This is a genomic window from Isoptericola sp. NPDC056578, assembly GCF_042793275.1.
GTDB lineage: Bacteria > Actinomycetota > Actinomycetes > Actinomycetales > Cellulomonadaceae > Isoptericola.
This window is the reverse complement of sequence record NZ_JBHTVC010000004.1, coordinates 50,333-70,289: the sequence shown is the minus strand read 5'-3', so window position 1 is coordinate 70,289 and position 19,957 is coordinate 50,333. Positions and strand designations below refer to the sequence as shown.

The 19,957-nt window shown below is 76.0% G+C and carries 19 protein-coding genes; 8 read left to right on the top strand and 11 right to left on the bottom strand.

All coding sequences use genetic code 11. The features are described from left to right. The first annotated feature begins 254 nt into the window (after positions 1–254). On the top strand, positions 255–1,706 hold the full coding sequence (locus ACFQ80_RS02840) for a hypothetical protein (protein ID WP_430562471.1): 1,452 nt from the start codon (positions 255–257) through the stop codon (positions 1,704–1,706). A gap of 60 nt (positions 1,707–1,766) precedes the next feature. Further along, complete coding sequence (locus ACFQ80_RS02835; protein ID WP_430551944.1) at positions 1,767–2,045, top strand: acylphosphatase; 279 nt, start codon at positions 1,767–1,769, stop codon at positions 2,043–2,045. Here the strand turns inward: ACFQ80_RS02835 and ACFQ80_RS02830 are convergent. Beyond that, the gene (locus tag ACFQ80_RS02830; protein ID WP_430562470.1) at positions 2,035–2,760 is read right to left on the bottom strand and encodes a class I SAM-dependent methyltransferase; all 726 of its coding nucleotides are present in this window, start codon (positions 2,758–2,760) and stop codon (positions 2,035–2,037) included. The two genes, ACFQ80_RS02835 and ACFQ80_RS02830, sit on opposite strands and share 11 nt — an antisense overlap. 63 nt (positions 2,761–2,823) lie before the next feature. On the opposite strand from ACFQ80_RS02830, the gene ACFQ80_RS02825 reads away from it, so the two are divergent. Beyond that, the gene (locus ACFQ80_RS02825; RefSeq protein ID WP_430551946.1) at positions 2,824–3,564 is read left to right on the top strand and encodes a class E sortase; all 741 of its coding nucleotides are present in this window, start codon (positions 2,824–2,826) and stop codon (positions 3,562–3,564) included. A 13-nt stretch (positions 3,565–3,577) separates the two neighbouring features. Continuing rightward, positions 3,578–3,739, top strand: a complete 162-nt coding sequence (locus ACFQ80_RS02820; protein ID WP_380242702.1) for a hypothetical protein — start codon at positions 3,578–3,580, stop codon at positions 3,737–3,739. A 3-nt stretch (positions 3,740–3,742) separates the two neighbouring features. Here ACFQ80_RS02820 and ACFQ80_RS02815 read toward each other — a convergent pair whose 3' ends face one another. Then, the gene (locus tag ACFQ80_RS02815) at positions 3,743–4,735 is read right to left on the bottom strand and encodes a LacI family DNA-binding transcriptional regulator (protein ID WP_430562469.1); all 993 of its coding nucleotides are present in this window, start codon (positions 4,733–4,735) and stop codon (positions 3,743–3,745) included. Between the two features lie 41 nt (positions 4,736–4,776). On the opposite strand from ACFQ80_RS02815, the gene ACFQ80_RS02810 reads away from it, so the two are divergent. Beyond that, on the top strand, positions 4,777–5,649 hold the full coding sequence (locus ACFQ80_RS02810; RefSeq protein ID WP_430551949.1) for an LLM class F420-dependent oxidoreductase: 873 nt from the start codon (positions 4,777–4,779) through the stop codon (positions 5,647–5,649). A 26-nt stretch (positions 5,650–5,675) separates the two neighbouring features. Here ACFQ80_RS02810 and ACFQ80_RS02805 read toward each other — a convergent pair whose 3' ends face one another. Next, positions 5,676–7,475 (bottom strand): ABC transporter ATP-binding protein, encoded by a 1,800-nt coding sequence (locus tag ACFQ80_RS02805; RefSeq protein WP_430562468.1) that lies wholly within the window; start codon positions 7,473–7,475, stop codon positions 5,676–5,678. Positions 7,476–7,596: 121 nt separating this feature from the next. Between ACFQ80_RS02805 and ACFQ80_RS02800 the strand changes: the two genes are divergently transcribed. Further along, positions 7,597–8,016: a hypothetical protein gene (locus ACFQ80_RS02800; RefSeq protein ID WP_430551951.1), complete on the top strand. Its 420-nt coding sequence runs from the start codon at positions 7,597–7,599 to the stop codon at positions 8,014–8,016. Between the two features lie 32 nt (positions 8,017–8,048). On the opposite strand, the gene ACFQ80_RS02795 is transcribed toward ACFQ80_RS02800, so the two are convergent. The 7 genes from ACFQ80_RS02795 to ACFQ80_RS02765 form a co-directional block, all read right to left on the bottom strand. Beyond that, on the bottom strand, positions 8,049–9,251 hold the full coding sequence (locus ACFQ80_RS02795; protein WP_430562467.1) for an RNA polymerase sigma factor: 1,203 nt from the start codon (positions 9,249–9,251) through the stop codon (positions 8,049–8,051). Continuing rightward, complete coding sequence (locus ACFQ80_RS02790) at positions 9,248–9,661, bottom strand: YciI family protein (protein ID WP_430551953.1); 414 nt, start codon at positions 9,659–9,661, stop codon at positions 9,248–9,250. The genes ACFQ80_RS02795 and ACFQ80_RS02790 overlap by 4 nt, the downstream gene beginning before the upstream one ends. A gap of 91 nt (positions 9,662–9,752) precedes the next feature. Then, positions 9,753–10,493, bottom strand: a complete 741-nt coding sequence (locus tag ACFQ80_RS02785; RefSeq protein ID WP_430562466.1) for an NIPSNAP family protein — start codon at positions 10,491–10,493, stop codon at positions 9,753–9,755. Positions 10,494–10,618: 125 nt separating this feature from the next. After that, positions 10,619–10,801, bottom strand: coding sequence for a hypothetical protein (locus tag ACFQ80_RS02780; protein WP_430551955.1), 183 nt, complete (start codon positions 10,799–10,801; stop codon positions 10,619–10,621). An 85-nt stretch (positions 10,802–10,886) separates the two neighbouring features. Next, positions 10,887–11,162 (bottom strand): metal-sensitive transcriptional regulator, encoded by a 276-nt coding sequence (locus tag ACFQ80_RS02775; RefSeq protein WP_430551956.1) that lies wholly within the window; start codon positions 11,160–11,162, stop codon positions 10,887–10,889. Between the two features lie 54 nt (positions 11,163–11,216). Then, positions 11,217–12,953, bottom strand: a complete 1,737-nt coding sequence (locus ACFQ80_RS02770) for an FAD-dependent oxidoreductase (protein WP_430562465.1) — start codon at positions 12,951–12,953, stop codon at positions 11,217–11,219. A 72-nt stretch (positions 12,954–13,025) separates the two neighbouring features. Further along, positions 13,026–14,507 (bottom strand): MFS transporter, encoded by a 1,482-nt coding sequence (locus tag ACFQ80_RS02765; RefSeq protein ID WP_430562464.1) that lies wholly within the window; start codon positions 14,505–14,507, stop codon positions 13,026–13,028. A gap of 59 nt (positions 14,508–14,566) precedes the next feature. On the opposite strand from ACFQ80_RS02765, the gene ACFQ80_RS02760 reads away from it, so the two are divergent. Further along, on the top strand, positions 14,567–16,450 hold the full coding sequence (locus ACFQ80_RS02760; RefSeq protein ID WP_430562463.1) for a hypothetical protein: 1,884 nt from the start codon (positions 14,567–14,569) through the stop codon (positions 16,448–16,450). Positions 16,451–16,545: 95 nt separating this feature from the next. Here the strand turns inward: ACFQ80_RS02760 and ACFQ80_RS02755 are convergent, their stop codons facing one another. After that, positions 16,546–19,440 carry an AAA family ATPase gene (locus ACFQ80_RS02755; protein WP_430562462.1) on the bottom strand — a complete coding sequence of 965 codons (2,895 nt, stop codon included), beginning with the start codon at positions 19,438–19,440 and terminating at the stop codon, positions 16,546–16,548. Positions 19,441–19,579: 139 nt separating this feature from the next. Between ACFQ80_RS02755 and ACFQ80_RS02750 the strand changes: the two genes are divergently transcribed. Next, the gene (locus ACFQ80_RS02750) at positions 19,580–19,855 is read left to right on the top strand and encodes a hypothetical protein (protein WP_430562461.1); all 276 of its coding nucleotides are present in this window, start codon (positions 19,580–19,582) and stop codon (positions 19,853–19,855) included. Positions 19,856–19,957: the final 102 nt, after the last annotated feature.

Sequence of the window (19,957 nt, the reverse complement as noted above, 5' to 3'; positions counted from 1 at the left end):
GGGGGGGCGGGGGGGGGGGTCGGGGGGGGGGGGGGCCCGGCGCGCCGCCGGGGCGGCCCCCCCCCACCCGCCTCCTGTTCTGGGGGCGGGCGGGCACCCCCCCCCCCCCCCCCTCCCACGTCCCGAGCTGTCAGGGTCAGGGCCGGACACACCGTTGCGCTGACCCTGACAGGTCGCGGTCGTGACCCTCCGGGACGCCCGCGTCGTCGTCGGGTCGTCCCCGCACCGGGCCGGAGCCGCCTACGATGCCGAGCATGGATGCGGGGCAGATCGTCGGGATCGTGACGGGCCTGGTCGTAGTGGTCGTGCTGGTCACGGCGGTGGCTTTCTGGGCGGCGCGGCGGCGCAAGGCCGCGCGTGGGCGGGCACAGGACCTCGAGGCGGAGCTGCAGCGGCTCGGCGTGGAGGCGGGCTCGGCCCTGGTGCGCGCCGACGAGCGGGCCCGCCTCGCCGAGGACGAGCTCGCGTTCGCCCAGGCCGAGCTGGGCGACCGGGAGACGCGCGAGCTCGCACCGACCCTGCGCCGTGCGCGGGAGCGCCTGTCCGAGGCGTTCCATCTCAACCAGCTCCTGCACGACCACGTCCCGGACACGGACCAGCAGCGCCGGGAGTGGTCGGCCCGCGTCGTCGACCTGTGCCGGTCGGCCGACGGCTCGCTGGACGAGCTCGACCGCGGCCTCGCCGCCCTGCGGCAGACGGTCCGCTCGACCCCCGACGCCGTCGACCGGGTCGACCGCGAGCTGGCCCGGGTCCGCGAGGCCGTGCCCGCCGCGCGCGCCGACCTCGAACGCCTGCGGGCGCAGTACGACGCGCAGGCCCTGCTGCCCGTCGCGGACAACCCCGAGCAGGCGGAGCGGCTGCTCGAGTTCGCCGGCCGCAGCACCGCCGCGGCACGCAAGCGCCTCACGACCCAGCAGGTCGCGGAGGCCGGGGCCGCGGCCCGCGCGGCGGAGGAGGCCGTACGCCGCGCGGAAGGGCTGCTGCGCGCCGTCGACGACTACGAGGCCGAGGCGCTGCGCGCGGAGGCGGCGCTCGGCGCGATCGTCGCGGAGTCGCGGGCCGAGCTCGCCCAGGCGCGCGCCCTCCCGACGGCTCAGCGGGCGGGACGGATCGACGGCGCGGTGACCGCTCTCGAGGACGCCCTGGCGGCGCTGCCCGCGCCGGGCACGCCGGGCGACCCGGTGGGCTCCCTCACCCGGGTCCGCGAGGCCAACACCGCGCTCGACGACGCCGTGGCCGAGCGGGCCGAGCACGACGAGCGCACCCGCCGGGCGGCGTCCCGGCTCGGGCCCGCGCTCGACGACGCCGAGCGGCAGCTCGCCTCGGCGCGGTCCGTCGTCGACGACTACCGCGCCCCCGTGGGCCCCGACGCCCGGACGCGCCTGGCGGAGGCCGAGCGCGAGGTGGCGCAGGCACGGGCGGCGCAGGACCCGGAGCGCGGCGTGGCCGCCGCCCGCCGGGGTGCCGCGCTCGCCGCGGAGGCCGCGACGCTGGCGCACCGCGACATCGCCCGGTCCGGGCAGGGCCAGCGCTGGGACGGCGGGTACAACGGCGGCCCCGACGGGTACGGCGGCGGGTACGGCTGGCAGGGTGGCCGGCGCCCCGGTGGTCGCGGCGGGTCCGACGTCTTCGGCGCCGTCCTGGGCGGGATGGTGCTGGGCGGCATCCTCGACGACATCGGGGACATCGGCGACATCTTCGACTGACGGTGAGTTCGACCGACCGTGACGGCGGCGTCGACGAGCACGACGAGCACGGGAGGGTGTATGGCCACCACGGTGCGGCGGCGGGTGCGGGTGCACGGCCGCGTGCAGGGCGTCGGGTTCCGCTGGTCGACCCGGGAGGCGGCGCGCCGCGCGGGCGTGGGCGGCGTCGTGCGCAACCTCCCCGACGGCACGGTCGAGGCGGAGGTCGAGGGCACGCCCGACGCGGTGGACGCGATGCTCGCGTTCCTGCGCGAGGGCCCGCCCGCGGCCCACGTCACCGGCGTCGACGTCGAGGAGGTCCCGCCGCGCGGCGACACGGTCCTCGTCGTCAGCGACTGAGCACGTCGCGCGGCACGTCGCGCGGGGCGTCCCGCCCCGGCAGCCGCGCCGCCACGTGCTCGACGACGCCGGCCCGCGTGCGCCCGTGCTCCTCGACCACGAGCCCGCGCTCGAGCACCCATCGCATCGGCCGGCGCCGGAAGTGCTCGCCGGCCAGGGGCACGCTCACGACGTCCGCGAGCGCCTGCAACGCCTGGAGCGGCCAGGCGCTGGACGCCACGTGGTCGGCCAGCAGGAGCAGCCCTCCCGGACGCAGCACCCGTGCCATCTCGGCCAGGGCCGCCCGCTCGTCGGCGATGCCGCACAGCGAGAACGTGCACACGACCGTGTCGAACGAGGCGTCGGGCAGGTCGAGTGCCTGCGCGTCGCCGACGCGCAGGTCGGCGTCCGGGTCGAGGCCGAGGCCGAGCCGCACGGCACGGTGCCGCGCGACGTCGAGCATCCCGGCGCTCTGGTCGACGCCCACGAGGCCGCCCGGGCGCGCCGTCACCGCGGGCGGGTAGTGCTCGAGGTTGAGCCCCGTGCCGACGGCGACCTCGAGGGTGCGGCCCTCGGCCAGCGCGCACACCCGCCGCCGCAGGCCGGGGAACATCCTCCGCTCGGCGGCCGTGAACGCCCGGTCGTAGCCCGCGGACTCGCGGTCCCACCGCCGTCGTAGCCGCGCCGCACGCCTGCGCTGTGCGCGCCCCCGCGGCACGCCGTCGTCGCTGGTCACCGCCCCAGGGTCCCACGACCGCAGCGACCGCGACAGAGCCGCGGACCACGTAGCATTTCGCACGTGACGAGTCCTACCCACGCCCGCCCCGTCCGACGCCGTGGCGTCGGCAGCGCCGTCGTGGGCGGCGTCGGCGAGATCCTCATCACCCTCGGGGTGGTGCTCGGGCTGTTCGTCGTGTGGCAGCTGTGGTGGACGTCGGTCGAGGCCACCGCCCAGGCGCAGGAGGTCATGCAGGAGTTCGAAGCGACCCTGCCGCCCGCCAACCCCGAGCCGGCCGAGCTGCGCACGGACGCCCCGCCCGTGCCCGACGCCGTCGGCTACGGCGAGACGATCGGCACGCTCATCGTGCCCGCCTGGTACGGCCTGACGAACAACGCGATGCCGATCGCGGAGGGCACCGGCATGGACGTGCTCGACCGGGCGATGGCGGGGCACTACGAGACGTCGCAGCAGGTGGGCGACGTCGGGAACTTCGCGCTCGCCGGGCACCGCCGCACGCACGGCAACTCGTTCCGGCACGTCGACAAGCTGGAGAAGGGCGACCAGATCATCGTCGAGACGGCGAAGACCTGGTACGTCTACGAGGTCACCGACCACGAGATCGTCACGCCGGACCAGGTGGACGTGGTGGCGCCGGTCCCCCACCATCCGGACGAGAAGCCCACCGAGCGGCTGCTGACCCTCACCACCTGTCACTCGCTCACCCTGGGCGAGTACGGCAACGACCACCGCTGGATCACGTACGCGACCTTCGTCGGGTGGATGGACCGCGCCGACGGCACCCCCGAGCAGGTCCGCTGAGGCTGGAGACGACATGTACGCGTGGATCTTCCGCCACCTGCCGGGCAACGTGTTCTGGCGCGTCCTGCAGTCGCTGGTGCTGGTCGCCGCCGTGGTGGCGGTCCTCTTCCTGTGGGTCTTCCCCGCGATCGCCCCGTACCTCACGCTGCTGGAGGGCGACCCCGCGGTCGGCTGACGCTCAGCTGCTCGCGCGCACCACGAGCTCCGGGTCGAACAGCACCTCCTCGGGCGCCGACGTCGGGTCGTCGATCTCCCGCAGCAGGATCTCCGCGGCGGTGGTCCCGATGGCCTCGGCCGGCTGGCGCACCGTCGTCAGCGGGACGGCGCCGGTGGTCGCGAACGGGATGTCGTCATAGCCGACGAGGGCGACGTCGTCGGGCACCCGCACCCCGCCGTCCAGCAGGGCGCGCACGAGGCCGAGGGCGTGCATGTCGTTGCCGGCCAGGACGGCGTCCGGCCGCTCGCCGGGGGCCGCCGCGGCGATGCGGCGGCCCACCTCGGCACCCTCGGCCATGCCCAGGTCGTCCGAGTGCACGACCTCCAGCGTCGCCCCCGCGGTGGCGTCCACGACCTCCTGCATCCCGGCGAGCCGCCGGCGGACCTGCTGCACCCGGGCTCGGCCGGTCGCCGCGAGCAGCCGGCGGCGGCCGCCGTCCACGAGGTGCTGCGCGGCGAGCCGCCCGCCCTCCCGGTGCCGCAGCGAGACGGTCGACAGCCGCCCGGCCGGGTCCTGCTGGTCGACCACGACGACCGGGCTGCCGCGGTCCTTGCGCGCCGTCAGGGCGGCCATCTGCGCGTCGTGCGGGGCCACCACCATGCCGTCGAACCGCAGCTGCTCGAACAGGGCGACGAGGCGCTCCTGCTGCTCGGGCGACTCGTGGGTGCTGCCCGTGACGAGGGTGAGGTCCGCGCCCGCGACCACGCGCTCGACGGCGGTCACGACGTCCGCGAAGAACGGGTTGGACGCGTTGATCACCGACACGCCGACGATGCCGGAGCGCTGCCAGCGCAGCTGCCGGGCGGACAGGCTCGGCACGAACCCGAGCTGCTCCACCGCGGCCCGGATGCGCGCCGTCGTCGCGGGCGCCACCTTCTCCGGGCGGTTGAGGTAGTTGGAGACGGTCGCCGCGGACACGCCGACGTGCCGCGCGACGTCGTGGATGGTCACCATCGGCCCGCCCCCGCCAGGACGGGGCGGTGCAGGATGGGCGGATGGACACGCGACCCGCTCCCCGCGCTCCGCTGCGCTTCGGGGTCAAGCTCACGCAGGACGCCCCGGTCGGCACCTTCCGCCAGGTGTGGCAGGTCGCCGACGAGGCCGGGTTCGACCACGTGTGGGTGATGGATCATCTCGCCTCCCTGGGCGCGGACGACGACCGTCCGATCTTCGACGCGTGGGCCATGCAGGCGGCGATGGCCGTGGCCACCTCGCGGGTGCGGATCGGCTGCATGGTGTCGGGCAACTCCTACCGGCACCCGGTGATGCTGGCCAAGCTGGCCACGACCGTCGACCACCTGTCGGGCGGCCGGCTGGAGCTCGGGATCGGCGCCGGTTGGAACGAGCACGAGCACACGATGTACGGGCTCGACCTCGGCACCGTGCGCGAGCGCATGGACCGCCTCGAGGAGTCGCTGCAGATCCTCACGTCGCTCTGGACGCGACCGCGCACCACGTTCGACGGCGCGCACTACCGGCTCGCCGACGCGGTCGCCGAGCCGAAGCCCGTGCAGCGCCCGCACCCGCCGATCTGGGTGGGCGGGTCCGGGCCGAAGCGCACCCTGCGGCTGGTGGCGCGGTACGCCGACGCGTGGAACGACACGTCCAGCTCGCCGGAGCAGGTGGCGGCGCTGGGCGAGGTGCTCGACCGGCACTGCGCCGACGTCGGGCGCGACCCGGCCGAGATCCGGCGCACCGTGCAGCTGCGGCTGCGCGAGCACCCGCTCGCCGAGCTCCCCGGGCTCGTGGAGCGGTATGCCGCGGCGGGCGTGACGGAGTTCGTGGTCGTGCTGTCCTCGGGCGAGGCCGCGCTGCGCGAGCTCGACGGCGTGGTCGCGGCGCTGCCCGCGCTGCGTGCCGCCGCCTGAGCCGGCCGGCACTCCGCTCCCCCGCACTAGGCCGCCCCGGCCTGCGCGGCGTGCAGCGCGGCGTACCGGGCGCCGCGCCGCAGGAGCTCGTCGTGGCTGCCGACCTCGACGACGCGGCCGTGCTCGAGCACGACGATGCGGTCCGCCGCCCGCACCGTGGAGAGCCGGTGGGCCACGACGAGCGTCGTGCGGTCGCGCATGAGGCGGTCGAGGGCGTCACGCACGACGGCCTCCGCCTCGGGGTCGAGCGCGCTGGTGGCCTCGTCGAGGAAGAGCACGCGCGGGTCGCGCACCAGCGCCCGCGCGATGGCGAGGCGCTGCCGCTGGCCGCCGGACAGCCGGGCACCGCGCTGCCCGACCACCGTGTCCCACCCGTCCGGGAGCGCGTCGACGAACTCGAGCGCGTTGGCGTCGCGCAGGGCCGCGCGGACCCGGTCGTCGGTCGCGGCAGGGTCCTCGCCGGTGGTGTCCAGCCCGTACGCGACGTTCTCCCGGATCGTGCCCTCGAAGAGCACCGACTCCTGCGGCACGACCGACACCCAGCGCCGCACGCTGCGCAGGTCGAGCTCGGCCATGTCCGCGCCGTCGAGCAGGAGGCGGCCCGCGGTGGGCCGCACGAACCCGAGGACGAGGTTGAGGAGCGTCGACTTGCCGGAGCCGGACGGCCCGACGAAGGCGACGGTCTCCCCCTCGCGGACCTCGAGGTCGACGTCGTGCAGCGCGTCCTGCGTCGCGTCCGCGTACCGGTGGGACACGTGCTCCAGGCGCAGGTGCCCGCGCACCTCGTCGACGCGCCGCCGCCCCTCGTTGCGCTCCAGGTCGGGCTCGGTGAGCACCTCCGCGATCGAGCGCACGGACTCCACGCCGCGCGCGGTCACGGGCACGAGGTTGAGCACCTGGGTGAGGCCCTGGGTGAGGAGCCCGAAGTACGTCGACAGCAGCACGACCTCGCCGGGCGTGACGGGGATGAGCCCGGTGAGGGAGACGACGGCGGCGAGCACCAGGCAGCAGACGCCGAGCAGCTGCATGGCGACCCACGAGACGGACGCGAGCCGCCCGTTGAGCAGGTCCAGCCGCAGGGCGGCGCGCCGCACCTCGTCGGCGCCGTCGGCGACGCGGGACACGGCCGTGCGCTCCAGGCCGTGGGCACGCGTCACGGGGATGAGGGACGCCATCTCCCCCACCTGCGCCGAGAAGCCCTCGATCTCGCGGCGGAACTCCGCGTTGCGCGCCTGCGAGCGCCGCGACATCGTGCGCCGGATCACCAGCGCCGTCGGGATGGCGAGCGCGTACACGGGCAGGAACTCGGGCACCTTGAGCGCCGTCATGGTGATCGCGCCGACCATCACCATCGCCGCCGACAGGAGGGGGTGGGTGACCTGCTGGAGCATCAGCTCGACGTTCTCGACGTCGCGCACCACCTTGCTCTGCACGACGGCGGAGCTGGCCCGCGAGTAGTACCCGATGGACAGCTCCTGCAGCCGCTCGACGAGCGCGTTGCGCAGGGCCGCGCCCGTGTCGCGCACGACGGTCATGAAGTTCCGCGTGTACACGATGTGGTTCGGGTAGTTCTGCGCCAGGAGCGCGACGGCCACGGCGAACCAGATCAGCACGCTCGTCACCGGTCCGCCGTCGGCGACGACGTCGATCACCGCCCCCGTGATGACCGGCAGGAACCACAGGGGCGTCTCCTTCACCGCGAAGGCGAGGAGCGCGACCGTCATGCGGCGTGGCCGCGTGGCCAGCAGGCGCAGCAGGGAGCGCACCGGCCGTCGGCCGTCGAGGAGGGGCTGGTCGGACGTGCTGGCAAGGGCTTTCCGGCGCACGAATCGATTCTAGTCAGGACTTCGCCCCGGGCGCGGGTGCGGTCCTCACCACAGTCGGGCCGAGACGGTCGGTGGGCGCCCCGAGCGCGACTAACCTGATGCCGTGGCTACCTTCTCGAGCGTGACGCGCCAGCACATCCTCCGGGCGATCGAGGAGCACGACGACCGCGGCCCCGACGCCTTCGTCGGCGTCTACGGGTTCACGCCGACGCCCGGCCACACGTTCGTCCACGACGAGCGCACCTACGACTCCAAGGCCGTGCTCGGCGTCGCGCACAAGTACGCCACGGGCGTCCCGGCGCGCGCCGAGGACCTCGTCGACGCCAAGTGCGACGACGCCGGCATCCTGCGCAAGCACGGGTTCGCCGCCACCGCGCCGGCGTCGGCCGCACCGGCGCCCGCACGCAAGACGGCCGCCCCGCGCCGCAAGGCCGCGAGCGCCCCCGCCCGCAAGCCCGCCGCCCCGGAGCCCGAGCTCGCGATCTGCCCCACCTGCTTCACCGCGCTGCCCGCCACCGGCATCTGCGACGAGTGCGGCTGAGCGCCCGCGACCGCTGACCCGCCGCGCCCCGCTCAGCCGGCCTGATGGCGCACGCGCGCCGCCTGCGTCGTCAGGTGGGTGCGCTCGGCGGTGCTCGTGGCCGCGTCGGCCGCCAGCGCGTAGTGCCGCGCCGCCGCGTCGAGGTCCCCCGCCCGCTCGTGCAGGTAGGCGGCCGCAGCGTCGCGGCGCGGGACGTCGGGCGGCAGCGCCTCCACCAGGCGCAGACCGGCGAGCGGCCCGTCGACGTGCCCGACGGCGACGGCGCGGTTGAGCGCCACCACCGGGTTGCGGGGCTCCAGCCGGAGCAGCTCGTCGTACCACTCGAGGACCTGCGGCCAGTCCGTCTCCTCCGCCGTCGCGGCGTCGTCGTGGAGGGCGGCGATCGCGGCCTGCGCCTGGTACGGCCCGAGCCGGTCGCGGGCGAGGGCGCCCTGCAGCAGCGCGACGCCCTCCGCGATCGCCGCGGTGTCCCAGCGGGAGCGGTCCTGCAGGTCGAGCGGCACCAGCTCGCCCGTCGCGGTGGTGCGGGCGTCCCGGCGGGCGTGGTGCAGCAGGAGCAGGGCCAGCAGCCCGGCCGCCTCGGCGTCGTCGGGGACGGCGGCGACGAGCTGCCGCGTCAACCGGATCGCCTCGGCCGCGAGGTCGACGCCGTCCGCCCGTCCCGTGGGTCCGCCCGTGAAACCCTCGTTGAAGATCAGGTAGAGCACGCGCAGCACGGCGCGCACGTCCCCGGGCTCGTCGAACCGCTCCCCCGCCACCGTCTTCTTCGCGCGTGAGATGCGCTGTGCCATGGTCGCCTCCGGCACGAGGAACGCGCGGGCGACCTGCGCCGTCGTCAGCCCGCCGACCGCCCGCAGGGTGAGGGCCACCGCGGACGCCGGAGACAGTGCCGGGTGGCAGCAGCGGCTGAGCAGCAGCAGGGTGTCGTCGGCCTGCTCCGTCGGGCCCGGCGGGGGCTCGAGCGTCACGCGGATCTCGCGCTGCGCGCGGGACGACGACGACCGGCGCGCGTCGACGAACTTGCGCCACGCGACCGTGACCAGCCACCCCTTGGGGTCCGACGGCGCGCCGCCCGGGGCGTCCCAGCGGCGCACCGCCTCCAGGAGCGCCTCCTGGACGGCGTCCTCCGCCGTCGCGAAGTCGGCACCCCGGCGGACGAGGACGCCGAGGACCTGGGGGCCCAGGTCTCTCAGCGTCCCGTCCCACGACCGGGCCCGGCGTGGGGGCTCGCTCACCCCGTGACCTCGGCGTCGTCGGTGAGGAACGGGCGCACCTCGATCCACTCGTGCAGCGGGCGCCCGCCCGGGCCGGGCGCGGACGACAGGAATGCCGCCGCCTCGTAGGCCCGCTCCGGGGACTCCACGTCGATCGCCATCCACCCGGCGATGAGGTCCTTGGTCTCGGCGAACGGCCCGTCCGTCACCGGGGGGAGGCCCGCGCCGCCGTACCGGACGAACTCGCCCCGCGGCGAGAGCGCCTGCGCGTCCACGAACTCGCCGCGTTCCTTGAGGTCGTCGATCACCCTGCCCATGAACTCCATGTGCGCGGCGACCTCGTCGGGCGTCCACCGGTCCATCGGCACGTCGGTGCCGGGCACCGGCTCCGGGTTGCCGCGGTAGTGCTTCAGCAGCAGGTACTTGGCCATGGTTCCATCCTGTCGTCGCGGGCGGTGCGTGTCACCGCCGACGCTCCTGGGACGGAGCAGCACGCCGGTTCTCGACATCCGCCCGGTCCGCCTACCGCAGCGACGACCGCGGGGTCGGCGCCAGACGCAGGCGCTGCACGGGGCGCGCCGACGCCGCGGCGAGCGGCGTCAGCACCTCCTCGCGCCAGCGCGCGGAGGACTCGAGCCGCGCCAGCCGCTCGGCGCCCCCGTCCGCGTCGTGGCGGACCAGCGACACGAGCACCTCCTCGCCGGCGCGCACCGGCAGTGCGGGGAACGTGTTGGCGGCGTGCTCGGTGCGCAGGGACGCCACCGGCTCGACGCCGACGCCCGCGAGCAGGGGGCGCGCCACCCGCTCCAGGTGCTCCGCGGGTGCGTCGTCGAGGGGGCCGTCGAGGGACCAGACGGTCGCCACGACGGTCGAGCGCACCGGGGCGGGCTCCCCCGGGGCCCGCCGCGGCGGCGGGACGGGGAACCCGCCCGACGGGGACGTCGGGCGCAGCAGGAGGACGTCGTCGGAGTCGACCATGGTGGCGTTCGCCCGGTCGCGGTGCGCCCGCCACACCGGCCCGTCGTAGAACTCGGCGAGGGCCCGCGCGCGGGACGTCATGTCGTCGAAGCCGCGGAGCCACACGAACCGGTCGGGGTGGTCGAGGTCGCGGAACTGCCCCAGGAGCGTCATCCCCGCCGCCTCCTGCGGCTCGAGGAGTTCGCGCTCGAACAGGTCCACGAGGTCGTCCCGGCGGCCGGGGTGCAGGGTGTACTGCCGGAGCTCGACGACGGGGCAACGGACGGGCCGGCTCACGAGGGTCACCGGTCACGCTCCTCATCGGTCGCAGCGGTGGCGACCGGCGACGGCGGCACGGTCGGCCGCTCCGCAGTCTCCCCGCCGCCGCGCGGCGGGGTCAAGGGACCGGCGCCCGTCGTCGCCCGCGCGGGTCAGCGGCCGAACAGGCGGGCCAGGAAGCCGCCGCCCGCGGGACGGTCGCCCGAGGCCGGCTCGTCGTCGTGGCCGGGGCACCACTGCCCGGCGGGGACGGAACGGCGCACGTCGTCGACGTGCTGGCCGCAGCCGTTCCAGGTCGTCCTGCCGCAGGTCTTGCAGGTGACGGGGTAACACACGGTGGGGTTCTCCTTCGGTGGTTCGGGGCGGTGTCTATTCCGGCCTCGGCCGGGCTCGGCCGGGCGCGGCCGGGGCGCGGGCCGCTCAGGCCAGCGTGAGGAAGAGCTTCTCCAGCTCCTCGGTGGTGAGGCCGTCCTCGCCGGAACCCGCGTCCGGGTCGGCGAGGCACTCCTTCATCGCGGTCGAGATGACGGCGAAGCCCGCGCGGTCCAGCGCCGCGGAGACGGCGGAGAGCTGGGTGACGACGTCGCGGCAGGACCGGCCGTCCTCGACGGCGTCGATCACGGCGTTGAGCTGGCCACGGGCGCGCCGCAGGCGGTTGAGGATGCGGCGCTGGGCGTCGCTGTCGGTGGTGAGCATCGGGCCCTCCCGGGCGTTCGGTGTGGTCGGTGTCGTCGGTGTGGTCGGTACCGGTCAGGCGAGGGCGGGCTCGGGCACCACGAGCAGGTCGTGGGCGCGGTCGCCGAGGACGGCGCGCAGGGTGAGGGTCCCGCCGGACAGCGAGGCGGAGTCGAAGCCCGCCTGCGCGAGGACCCGGTGGGCGATCGCCGACCGCACGCCCGACGCGCACAGCACGCGCACCGGCCGTCCCGCGGCCGCGGCGCGCACCTCGTCGAGGCGGTCGCGCAGCTCGGTGTGCGGGATGAGCAGGGCGCCGGGCAGGTGCCCGGTCGCGACCTCCTGCGGGGTGCGGACGTCGAGCACCAGGGAGTGCGCCAGGACGGCGTCCACGTCCTGCGCGTACCAGAGCCGCAGGGTGCCGTCGAGCACGTTGGAGCCGACCATCCCGGCGAGGTTGACCGCGTCCTTCGCCTGGCCGTACGGCGGGGCGTACGCGAGGTCGAGGTCGACGAGGTCGCCCACGGCCATGCCGGCACGCAGGGCCGTGGCCAGCACGTCGATGCGCTTGTCGACGCCGTCGCGCCCCACCGCCTGGGCGCCGAGCAGCAGCCCGTCGCCCGGGCGCACGTGGAGCACGAGGTGCACCTGGCTGGCGCCGGGGAAGTACCCGGCGTGCTGGTTCGGGTGCAGGTGCAGCGTGCGGTAGGCGAGCCCGGCGGCATCCAGCGCGGCGCGGTTCGCGCCCGTCGTCGCCGCGGTCAGCTCGCCGACCCGCACGATCGCCGTGCCCAGCGGCGCCGGCAGGGGCCGGGCCGTGCCCGGCCGGACGACGTCGTCGGCGACCAGGCGACCCGCGCGGTTGGCGGGTCCGGCCAGGGCCACGGGGCGCCGGAGGCCCGTGACGGCGTCGGCCTGCACGACCGCGTCGCCGACCGCCCACACGCCCGGGGCGGAGGTGCGGCCGTGCTCGTCGACGACGATCGCACCGCGCTCGCACTCCAGCCCGGCGGCCTCGAACGTCTCCGTGTCCGGTCGCACGCCGACCGACAGCACGACGACGTCGGCCGGCACCCGGGTGCCGTCGCCCAGCACGACGACGTCCTCGTCGGGCCCGGCCTCGACGGCCTCGGCCGCGACCCCGGCCCGCACGACCACGCCGAGCCGACGCAGCTCCTGGGTGACCGGGTGGGCGACCTCGTCCTCCAGCGGCGGCAGCACGTGCGGTCCGAGCTCGACGAGGGTGACCTCGAGGCCGGCGGACGCGAGCGCCTCGGCGGCCTCGACCCCGATGAACCCGGCGCCGAGCACGACGGCCCGGCGCGCGCCGGCCTGCACACGCTCCCGCAGCGTGCGGGCATCGTCGACGGTGCGCAGCGTGCGCACCCGCGCGGAACCGAGCCCGTCGATCGGCGGGCGCACGGCGCGCGCGCCGGGCGCCAGCACGAGGGCGTCGTACGGCAGCTCGACGACGCCGGCGGCGGTGGTCGCGGTGACGACGCGCCCGTCGGTGTCCAGCGCGGTGACGTCGTGGCCGGTGCGGACGTCGAGGGCGAGGGCGGCCCGCAGGGACTGCGGCGTCTGCACGAGGAGCCGGTCGGCGTCGGGGATCTCGCCGCCCACGTGGTACGGGAGGCCGCAGTTCGCGAACGAGACGTGCGCGCCGCGCTCGAGCACCACGATCTCGGCGGTCTCGTCGAGACGTCGGGCTCGGGCGGCGAAGCTCATGCCGCCGGCCACTCCCCCGACGACGACGATCCGCCGGCGCGCGGGCGAGGCGGCGGCTTCGGGTGCGGTGCTGCTGTCGATCATGCGGACTACGATACCCCGGGGGGTATCGCTCGTCCCAATCGGCTGGTCAGCGGCGCGCACCCCGTGCCGCGCTCAGTCGTCGTCCGCGCCGTCGCGCTCGGCGTCCTGCGCGGACAACGGCGTCGCCACGTCCTCCAGGGAGCGTCGCTCGGCGCCGACGCCGAGGAACATCGCCACCACCCCGCCGGCGATCATCAGCGCGGCCCCGACGTAGTACCCCACGGCGATGCCGGAGATGTCCTGCGCCTCGCTCGCCGACTCGATCAGGCGGCCGAACAGCAGCGGCCCGGTGATGCCGCCGACGGCGGTGCCGACCGCGTAGAAGAACGCGATGCACAGCGCGCGCGTCTCCATCGGGAACACCTCGCTCGCGGTGAGGTACGCGGAGCTCGCCCCCGCCGACGCGACGAAGAAGATCGCCATCCCGAAGAGGGTCAGCGTCCACGCCGTCAGGCCGCCGAGCATCAGGCCCGCGACGGCCAGCAGCACGCCGGACACGAGGTACGTCCCGGAGATCATCCGCACCCGCCCCACCTTGTCGAACAGGGGCCCGAGCGCGACCGCGCCGAGGAAGTTGCTCACCGCGAAGAGCGCGATGTAGGTGCCGGTCTGCCCCACCCCGAGGAAGGTCTGGAGGGTGTCGCCGAACGTGAAGAAGAACGCGTTGTACAGGAACGCCTGCCCCACGAACAGCGCGAGGCACAGGATCGTGCGCCGCGGGTACTCGGAGAACACGGTCCGCGCGACCCGCGCCAGGCTCACCGTGTGCCGCTGCTTCACCGTGAGGGAGCCCTCCGGCTCCGGCAGGTCCACGCCGTCCTGCTCGGCGACGCGCCGCTCGATGCCGGTGACGATCCGCTCGCTATCCTGCTCGCGCCCGTGGATGAACAGCCAGCGGGGGCTCTCCGGCACGTTGCGCCGGACGAACAGGACGCACAGCCCGAGCACGGCCCCCAGCGCGAAGCACAGCCGCCACCCCAGCCAGGCCGGGATCAGCTCGGGGTTCAGCAGCGGGATGGTCAGCAGCGCACCGCCCGCGGCGCCGAGCCAGTACGACCCGTTGATGGCGATGTCGATCCGACCGCGGTACTTCGCGGGGATCAGCTCGTCGATCGCGGAGTTCACCGCCGCGTACTCGCCGCCGATGCCCAGCCCCGTGACGAACCGCATCGCGAAGTAGTACAGCGGGTTCATCGAGAACGCCGTGAGCACGGTGCCGGTCAGGTACACGAGCAGCGTGAGGATGAACAGCCGCTTGCGGCCGAACCTGTCGGTGAGCTGGCCGAACACCAGGGCCCCGAGGCACGAGCCCGTCACGTACACGGCGCCGGCCAGCCCGATGTCCGCGCTCGTGAGGCCGAGCCCGGTGTCCCCCTTGAGGGCGTCGGACAGGTTGCCGACGATCGTCACCTCGAGGCCGTCGAGGATCCAGACCGTCCCCAGGCCGACGACGATCATCCAGTGCCAGCGCGCCCACGGGAGCCGGTCGAGCCGGGCGGGGATGTCGGTGGTGATGGTCCGCAGCGTCGTCGCGCCGCCCTGGGTCGAAGGCATGCTCCGTGGTACGCCGCCCCCGAGATGCACGCACGGCGACGACTTGTACGTTCGTTCACATGGTTGCTCACCCGAACGGACCACGAGACCCGCGCGTCCGGCACCGCCGGGCGCTCCGCACCGCGAGCGCCGCGGCCCTGGCCGCACCGCTCGCCCTGACCGCCGCGGCGGCCGACGGGACGGAGGGCCGCACGGCCTCCGGCCTCGCTCCCCCGGCCTCCGCCCTCGTCACCGACGACCCCCCGGGCCCGACGGGCGGCATCGACGGCGACGCGGTGCAGTACCGGCTCCAGCACGAGGTGTCGGACGACGCACGGACCGCCTCCCCGCAGACCGACGACGCGACCCGGGTGCAGGAGGAGGACGCCGGCGGCACCGTCCGGGACCGCGGGGCGTCCGCCCAGCGCCTTCCCGGGAGCCCCGACGCGCGGGCCGCCGCCGGCTGGGAGGTGCGGGTGGACGGCGGGCTCGGCACCGCGGCGATCGAGCCCGAGGAGGTCGCGCCGAACCCGGAGGACGACGGCTCCCTCTCCCTGGCCCGCGACCTCGGGCTCGGCGCCGAGCGCCGCGGGATCACGACCGACGGCGTGGTCGGGGACGGGCCGCACGGCTCGGAAGGCTCCGCGACCGGCGACTTCGACTTCTACCGCGTGGACGCGGCGCGCGGCGAGACCCTCACCGTCGACCTCGCCCCGGAGGGCGCGCTCGCGCCGAACGCGCTCCTGTACGACGCCGACGGGGAGCTGCTGGTCGGCGCGCAGGACATGACCGGCGACGGGGCCGTGCACCTGGCGCAGCGCCTCGAGACCGGCGGCACGTACTACGTCGCCGTCGGCGCGTACCTCCCGGGCGACCCCACCGACCCCGCGTCCGGGCCGGGCGTCGTCTCCGAGGGGCCGTACTCGATCGACGTCACGCTGCACGCGCGCGGGGCGGCGGACACCGACGTGTACGCCGTGCCGTTGCGCCGGGGCGACGTCGTCGGCGCGTCCGTCTCGGGCGGCGCCCGCCAGGTCGCGATCCACGAGCTCGACGGCGACCTCGTGCAGTCCTCGGCGAGCGACCCCGGGCCGATCTACCCGGACGGCTCGCCGCTGCCCCGGGGCGGGAACGCCACCGCCAACCACGTCGTCGACCGGACGGGGCTCCACCTCGTCGCGGTGTCCGACGGCGCCGGCGACTACGAGCTCACCGTGGGCGCCCACCGGGCGCCGTCGGCCCGCGGCGCGCAGGAGCAGACGGTGCTGCTCGACTTCAGCGGGCCGTCGTTCGACAACCGCGTGTTCGGGGCCGCGGTCACCGATCCCGGGGTGCGCGACGTCAGCCCGATGCGCGACTTCCTGCCCCGCTGGGGCCTCACCCCGGCGGACGAGCGCGCGGTGGTGGACGCCACGACCGCGCTCGTGCGCCAGACGCTGCGCGACGAGATCCCCGGGTCGCGGGTGCGGGTGACCAACGACCGGGAGGACCCGGACCTGTGGGGCGCGCCAGGGGTGAGCCGCGTGATCGTCGGCGGCACCGTCGCCGAGGCGGGCATCATGCCGGCGTTCGGGCTCTCCGAGTCCATCGACCCCGGGAACTTCGCGCGCGAGGAGACGGCGATCGTCATGCCGGAGCTCATGAGCGGCGACCATGCCGCGTCGCTCGACCGGTTCCTCACCGCGGACAGCGACCGCGTGCAGGCCGTCTCGCAGGCGCTCGGCTACACCGCCGCCCACGAGATCGGGCACTTCGTCGGCAACTTCCACACCGACGACCACGACGTCGGCACCAGCGTCATGAACACCGGCAACCTGCTGCACATGTTCGCGGTCGGGCCCGACGGCGTCGCGGGCACCGCCGACGACGACCACGTCGCGATGCGCACCGCCCGGTACGACCGCCTGCAGGGCATCTCGGGCGTCGAGGACACCGTGAGCCGGACGGCCGTCGCCCTGCGCTGACGGACGGGCCCGCGGCGGGGCGTCGCCGGCCGGTGGTGGGGCCGTGGTGGGGCAGGTGGTGGGGCAGGTGGTGGGGCAGGTGGTGAGGCTGGTCGTCACGGTCGGCGACGCGCCAGCCCGGACAGCTCGATGCGGTTGCGCGCGCCCGTCTTCGCCAGCAGGTGCGAGACGTGGGTGCTGACGGTCTTCTCGCTGATCGTGAGCGCGTCGGCGATCTCGGCGTAGGTCCGGCCCGCGGCCACGAGGGCGAGGACCTCGCGCTCGCGCGCGGTGAGCCCGGCGACGGGGCCGGCCGGCACGTCGACCTCGCCGGCCGCGGCGGGCTCGTCGAGCGGCACGCGGGCCCGCACGGCGAGATCGCGCAGCGCGTCGGAGACAGGGACCGCGTCGAGCGCCTCCGCCGCTGCCAGACCGCGGCGCAGCAGGCGGACCCCAGGGGCCCGGGAGCCCGCGGCGAGAAAGGCCTCCGCGCCGCGCCGGCACGCGTACGCCTCCTCCCAGGCGAGCTCGCCCGCCGCCGACGTCTCGGCCGCCACGGCCCAGAGCGCGCCGTCGTCGGCCCCTCGGACGCGCGCCGCCTCGGCGGCGACGAGCGCCTCGAGCGCGGTGACCTGCGCCTCCCCCAGGGGCGTCGACGGCCCGACGTCGCGGACGACGCGCGGGAAGCGTGCCTCGAAGGCCTCGGCCCGGCGGGCGACGGCGTCGTGCGAGCCGGGCCTTGCGGTCCGCGCCGCGTCCGCCAGGTCGGCGAGAGCGCGCAGGGCGAGCGGCACGAGCCACTCGGACATGGTGGGCACCGGGCCCTCGCGCGTCAGGCCCCGCAGCGCCGCGTCGTACGCCCCCTCCGGGTCGCCGCCGGAGAGGTGGACCTCCGCGCGGACCGTGTCGAACTGGAACGCGACGAAGTCCCCGAGGTCGGCGAAGCGCTCGTCGGCCCGCGCGAGGTGCGCGACGGCCTCCTCCGGGCGGCCCTGCAGGGCCGCCAGCCGGGCGGCGACGACGCGCGCCTTGACGTCGGCAAGAGGGCCCGGGTCCGCCGACAGCGTGTCCCGGAGCCGGTCGACCGCCTGCCGCCAGTCCCCGACGGCCAGCCAGCTGTCCGCCTCGTCGGCCGACATCACCGCGGCATACGTGTGCGGCCCCCCGAGCGCGACCATCCGCTCGCGGTACCGGCGCAGGCCTTCGGCGTACGTCCTCGAGGTCCCCACCTCGACCGCGTTGAGCCGCCACAGGACGGCGTGGACGTACGCCCACCAGTTCCGCACCCGGGCCGCGACCTCGATCGCCTCACCCCCGTACGCGATGCCGGCCGCGGCGTCCGCGGCGAACACCGCGAGCATCGCCTGCGCCGCGAGCGCGTAGGTGAGCGCCTCGTCGTCGCCGGCCGCACGGGCGATCTCGACCGCCCTCGGCGCGAGCGGTTCCAGCCCCTCGACGCCGTGCCAGGTGCCGGAGTGCACGAGCTCGGAGAGGGCGAGCGCGTGGGCGCCGCTGCGCGGCTGCGCCTCCGACAGCCGCACCGCCTCGCGCACCACCGCGACGTTCATGAAGTCCCGGCCGGTCGAGTACTCGAGGTGCACGCGGCGCACGAGCAGCCGCGCGACGGACAAGGGCTCGGCGACCGGGTCGACCGCGCCCAGCAGCGCGTCGACCGCCGCGAGCTCGGCGTCGAACAGCCCGGCGTCCTTCGCGGCCGTCCGGGACCGCTCGAGCAGGTCGCGCCGCGACTCCGCCGGCGACTCCTGCTGGGGGTGCAGGTCGAGGGCGCGCGCCAGCAGCCGCTGCTGCTCGGCGGCCCCGCCCCCGGCGCCCGCGACGTCCGCCGCCCGCAGGGCCGCCGCGTAGGCGCCCGCCGCGTCCCCGGCCCGGTAGGCGTGATCGGCGAGGGAGACGACGTCGCGCACGTCGCCGCCGGCCCGGTGGCCCCCGGCGACCGCCTCGGCCGCGAGCGCCGCGCACCGCCCGTGCAGCAGGTGCCTGCGGGAGTCGTCCAACGACCGCTCGAGGACCTCCGCGCTCAGCGGGTGCCGGAACCACGCCGCCCCGTGGGCCCCTGACGCCAGGAGTCCTGCGGAGACGCCCTCGGCCAGCCCGGCACGCACCGCGTCGACGGGGACGCCGCACACCCGGGCGAGCGCGTCCGGTTGGGCCGGCGCCCCCACCACGGCCAGCCCCTCGGCCACGGCCCGCTCGCCCGGCCCGAGGCGGTACCAGGCCGCCACCACCGCGTCGCGCAGGTCCTCGGAGTACGCGTCCGGCAGGTGCCGGGCGTCCGGTGCCAGCCCGTCGGCGAGCAACCTGGTGAAATACGGGTTGCCGTGGCTGCGGGCGTACACGTCCTCGACGAGCGACTCGTGCGGAGGGGCGCCGAGCAGCGCCGCGAGCTGCGTCGCGGTGGCGACCCGGTCCAGCAGCCCCAGCCGCAGCTCCGTGCAGCCCGGCATCCGGCGCACGTCTGCGAGCCACCGCCGCACGCGCTGCCCGTGCGGGTCCTCGCCGCTGCGCACCGTGGCGACGATCCGCCACGCCGCGCGGCGCGGCGCCCCGACGAGGTACAGGAGGACGTCCAGGGTGCTGCTGTCCGCCCACTGCAGGTCGTCCACGAAGAGCACCACGGGCCCGCCGTTGTCCAGCCCGTCGAGCCACGCGTCGAGGCGCACCGGCGCGGCCGCGTCGTCGAGGTCGGGCGGCGGGGGCGCGTCCACGCCCGCGGCGGCGCCGTCGCCGAGCGCCGTCCGCAGCGGCAGGTACGGGATCGAGATCGCGTCCAGGGGCAGACAGGGCGCGTGGAGCGTGACGAGCGGGTGAGATCGCGCGGCGGCACGGATCGCGGCCTCCACGAGCACCGTCTTGCCGACGCCGGCGTCGCCCTCGACGAGGACGGCCCGCGGAGCATCGTCCGCCGTCGTGACCAGCAGGGACGACAGGCGGGAGAGCTCCGGCTCACGCCCGACGATCGTCGTCGTCGACGGTCCGGCGGTCCCGGCCATGCCTCCAGGATGGCACCGCCGCGCGGGGCTCAGGGGGTGAGGTCGTGATCTCAGGGACCGATCCCGATGCCCCGCGGCGGGCGCGGCCCGGACGATCGCGGCAACGGCACCTTCTGCCGCCACCCCCTGGAGGCCCGTCATGTCCACCCATCGCCTCGCCCCGGCCGTGCCCGCCGGCCTGATCGTCGTCGGCCTGATCGTCGTCGGCCTGATCGTCGTCGGCCTGATCGTCGCCGCCGTGCTCCTGCCCGCACCGGCCGGCGCCGACGAGATCGGCGCCGGACCGACCACCTCGCCCCCCGGCTGCGCCCTGGAGCGCGTCGACGACCAGCTCGTGCGCTGCGACGAGCTCACCGGCGCGGGCGTCCCGGCGCCCGGTTCCGTCCCGGAGTGGAGCCCCGGCTCGCTCCGCTGACACCCCCGGCGACGGCGGCCGCCCCCGGAGGGCGGCCGTCGTCGTGCCCGGCGGGGGCGGGCGGGACCCGGTGTCACGACATCGACACGATCCGCAGCGGCG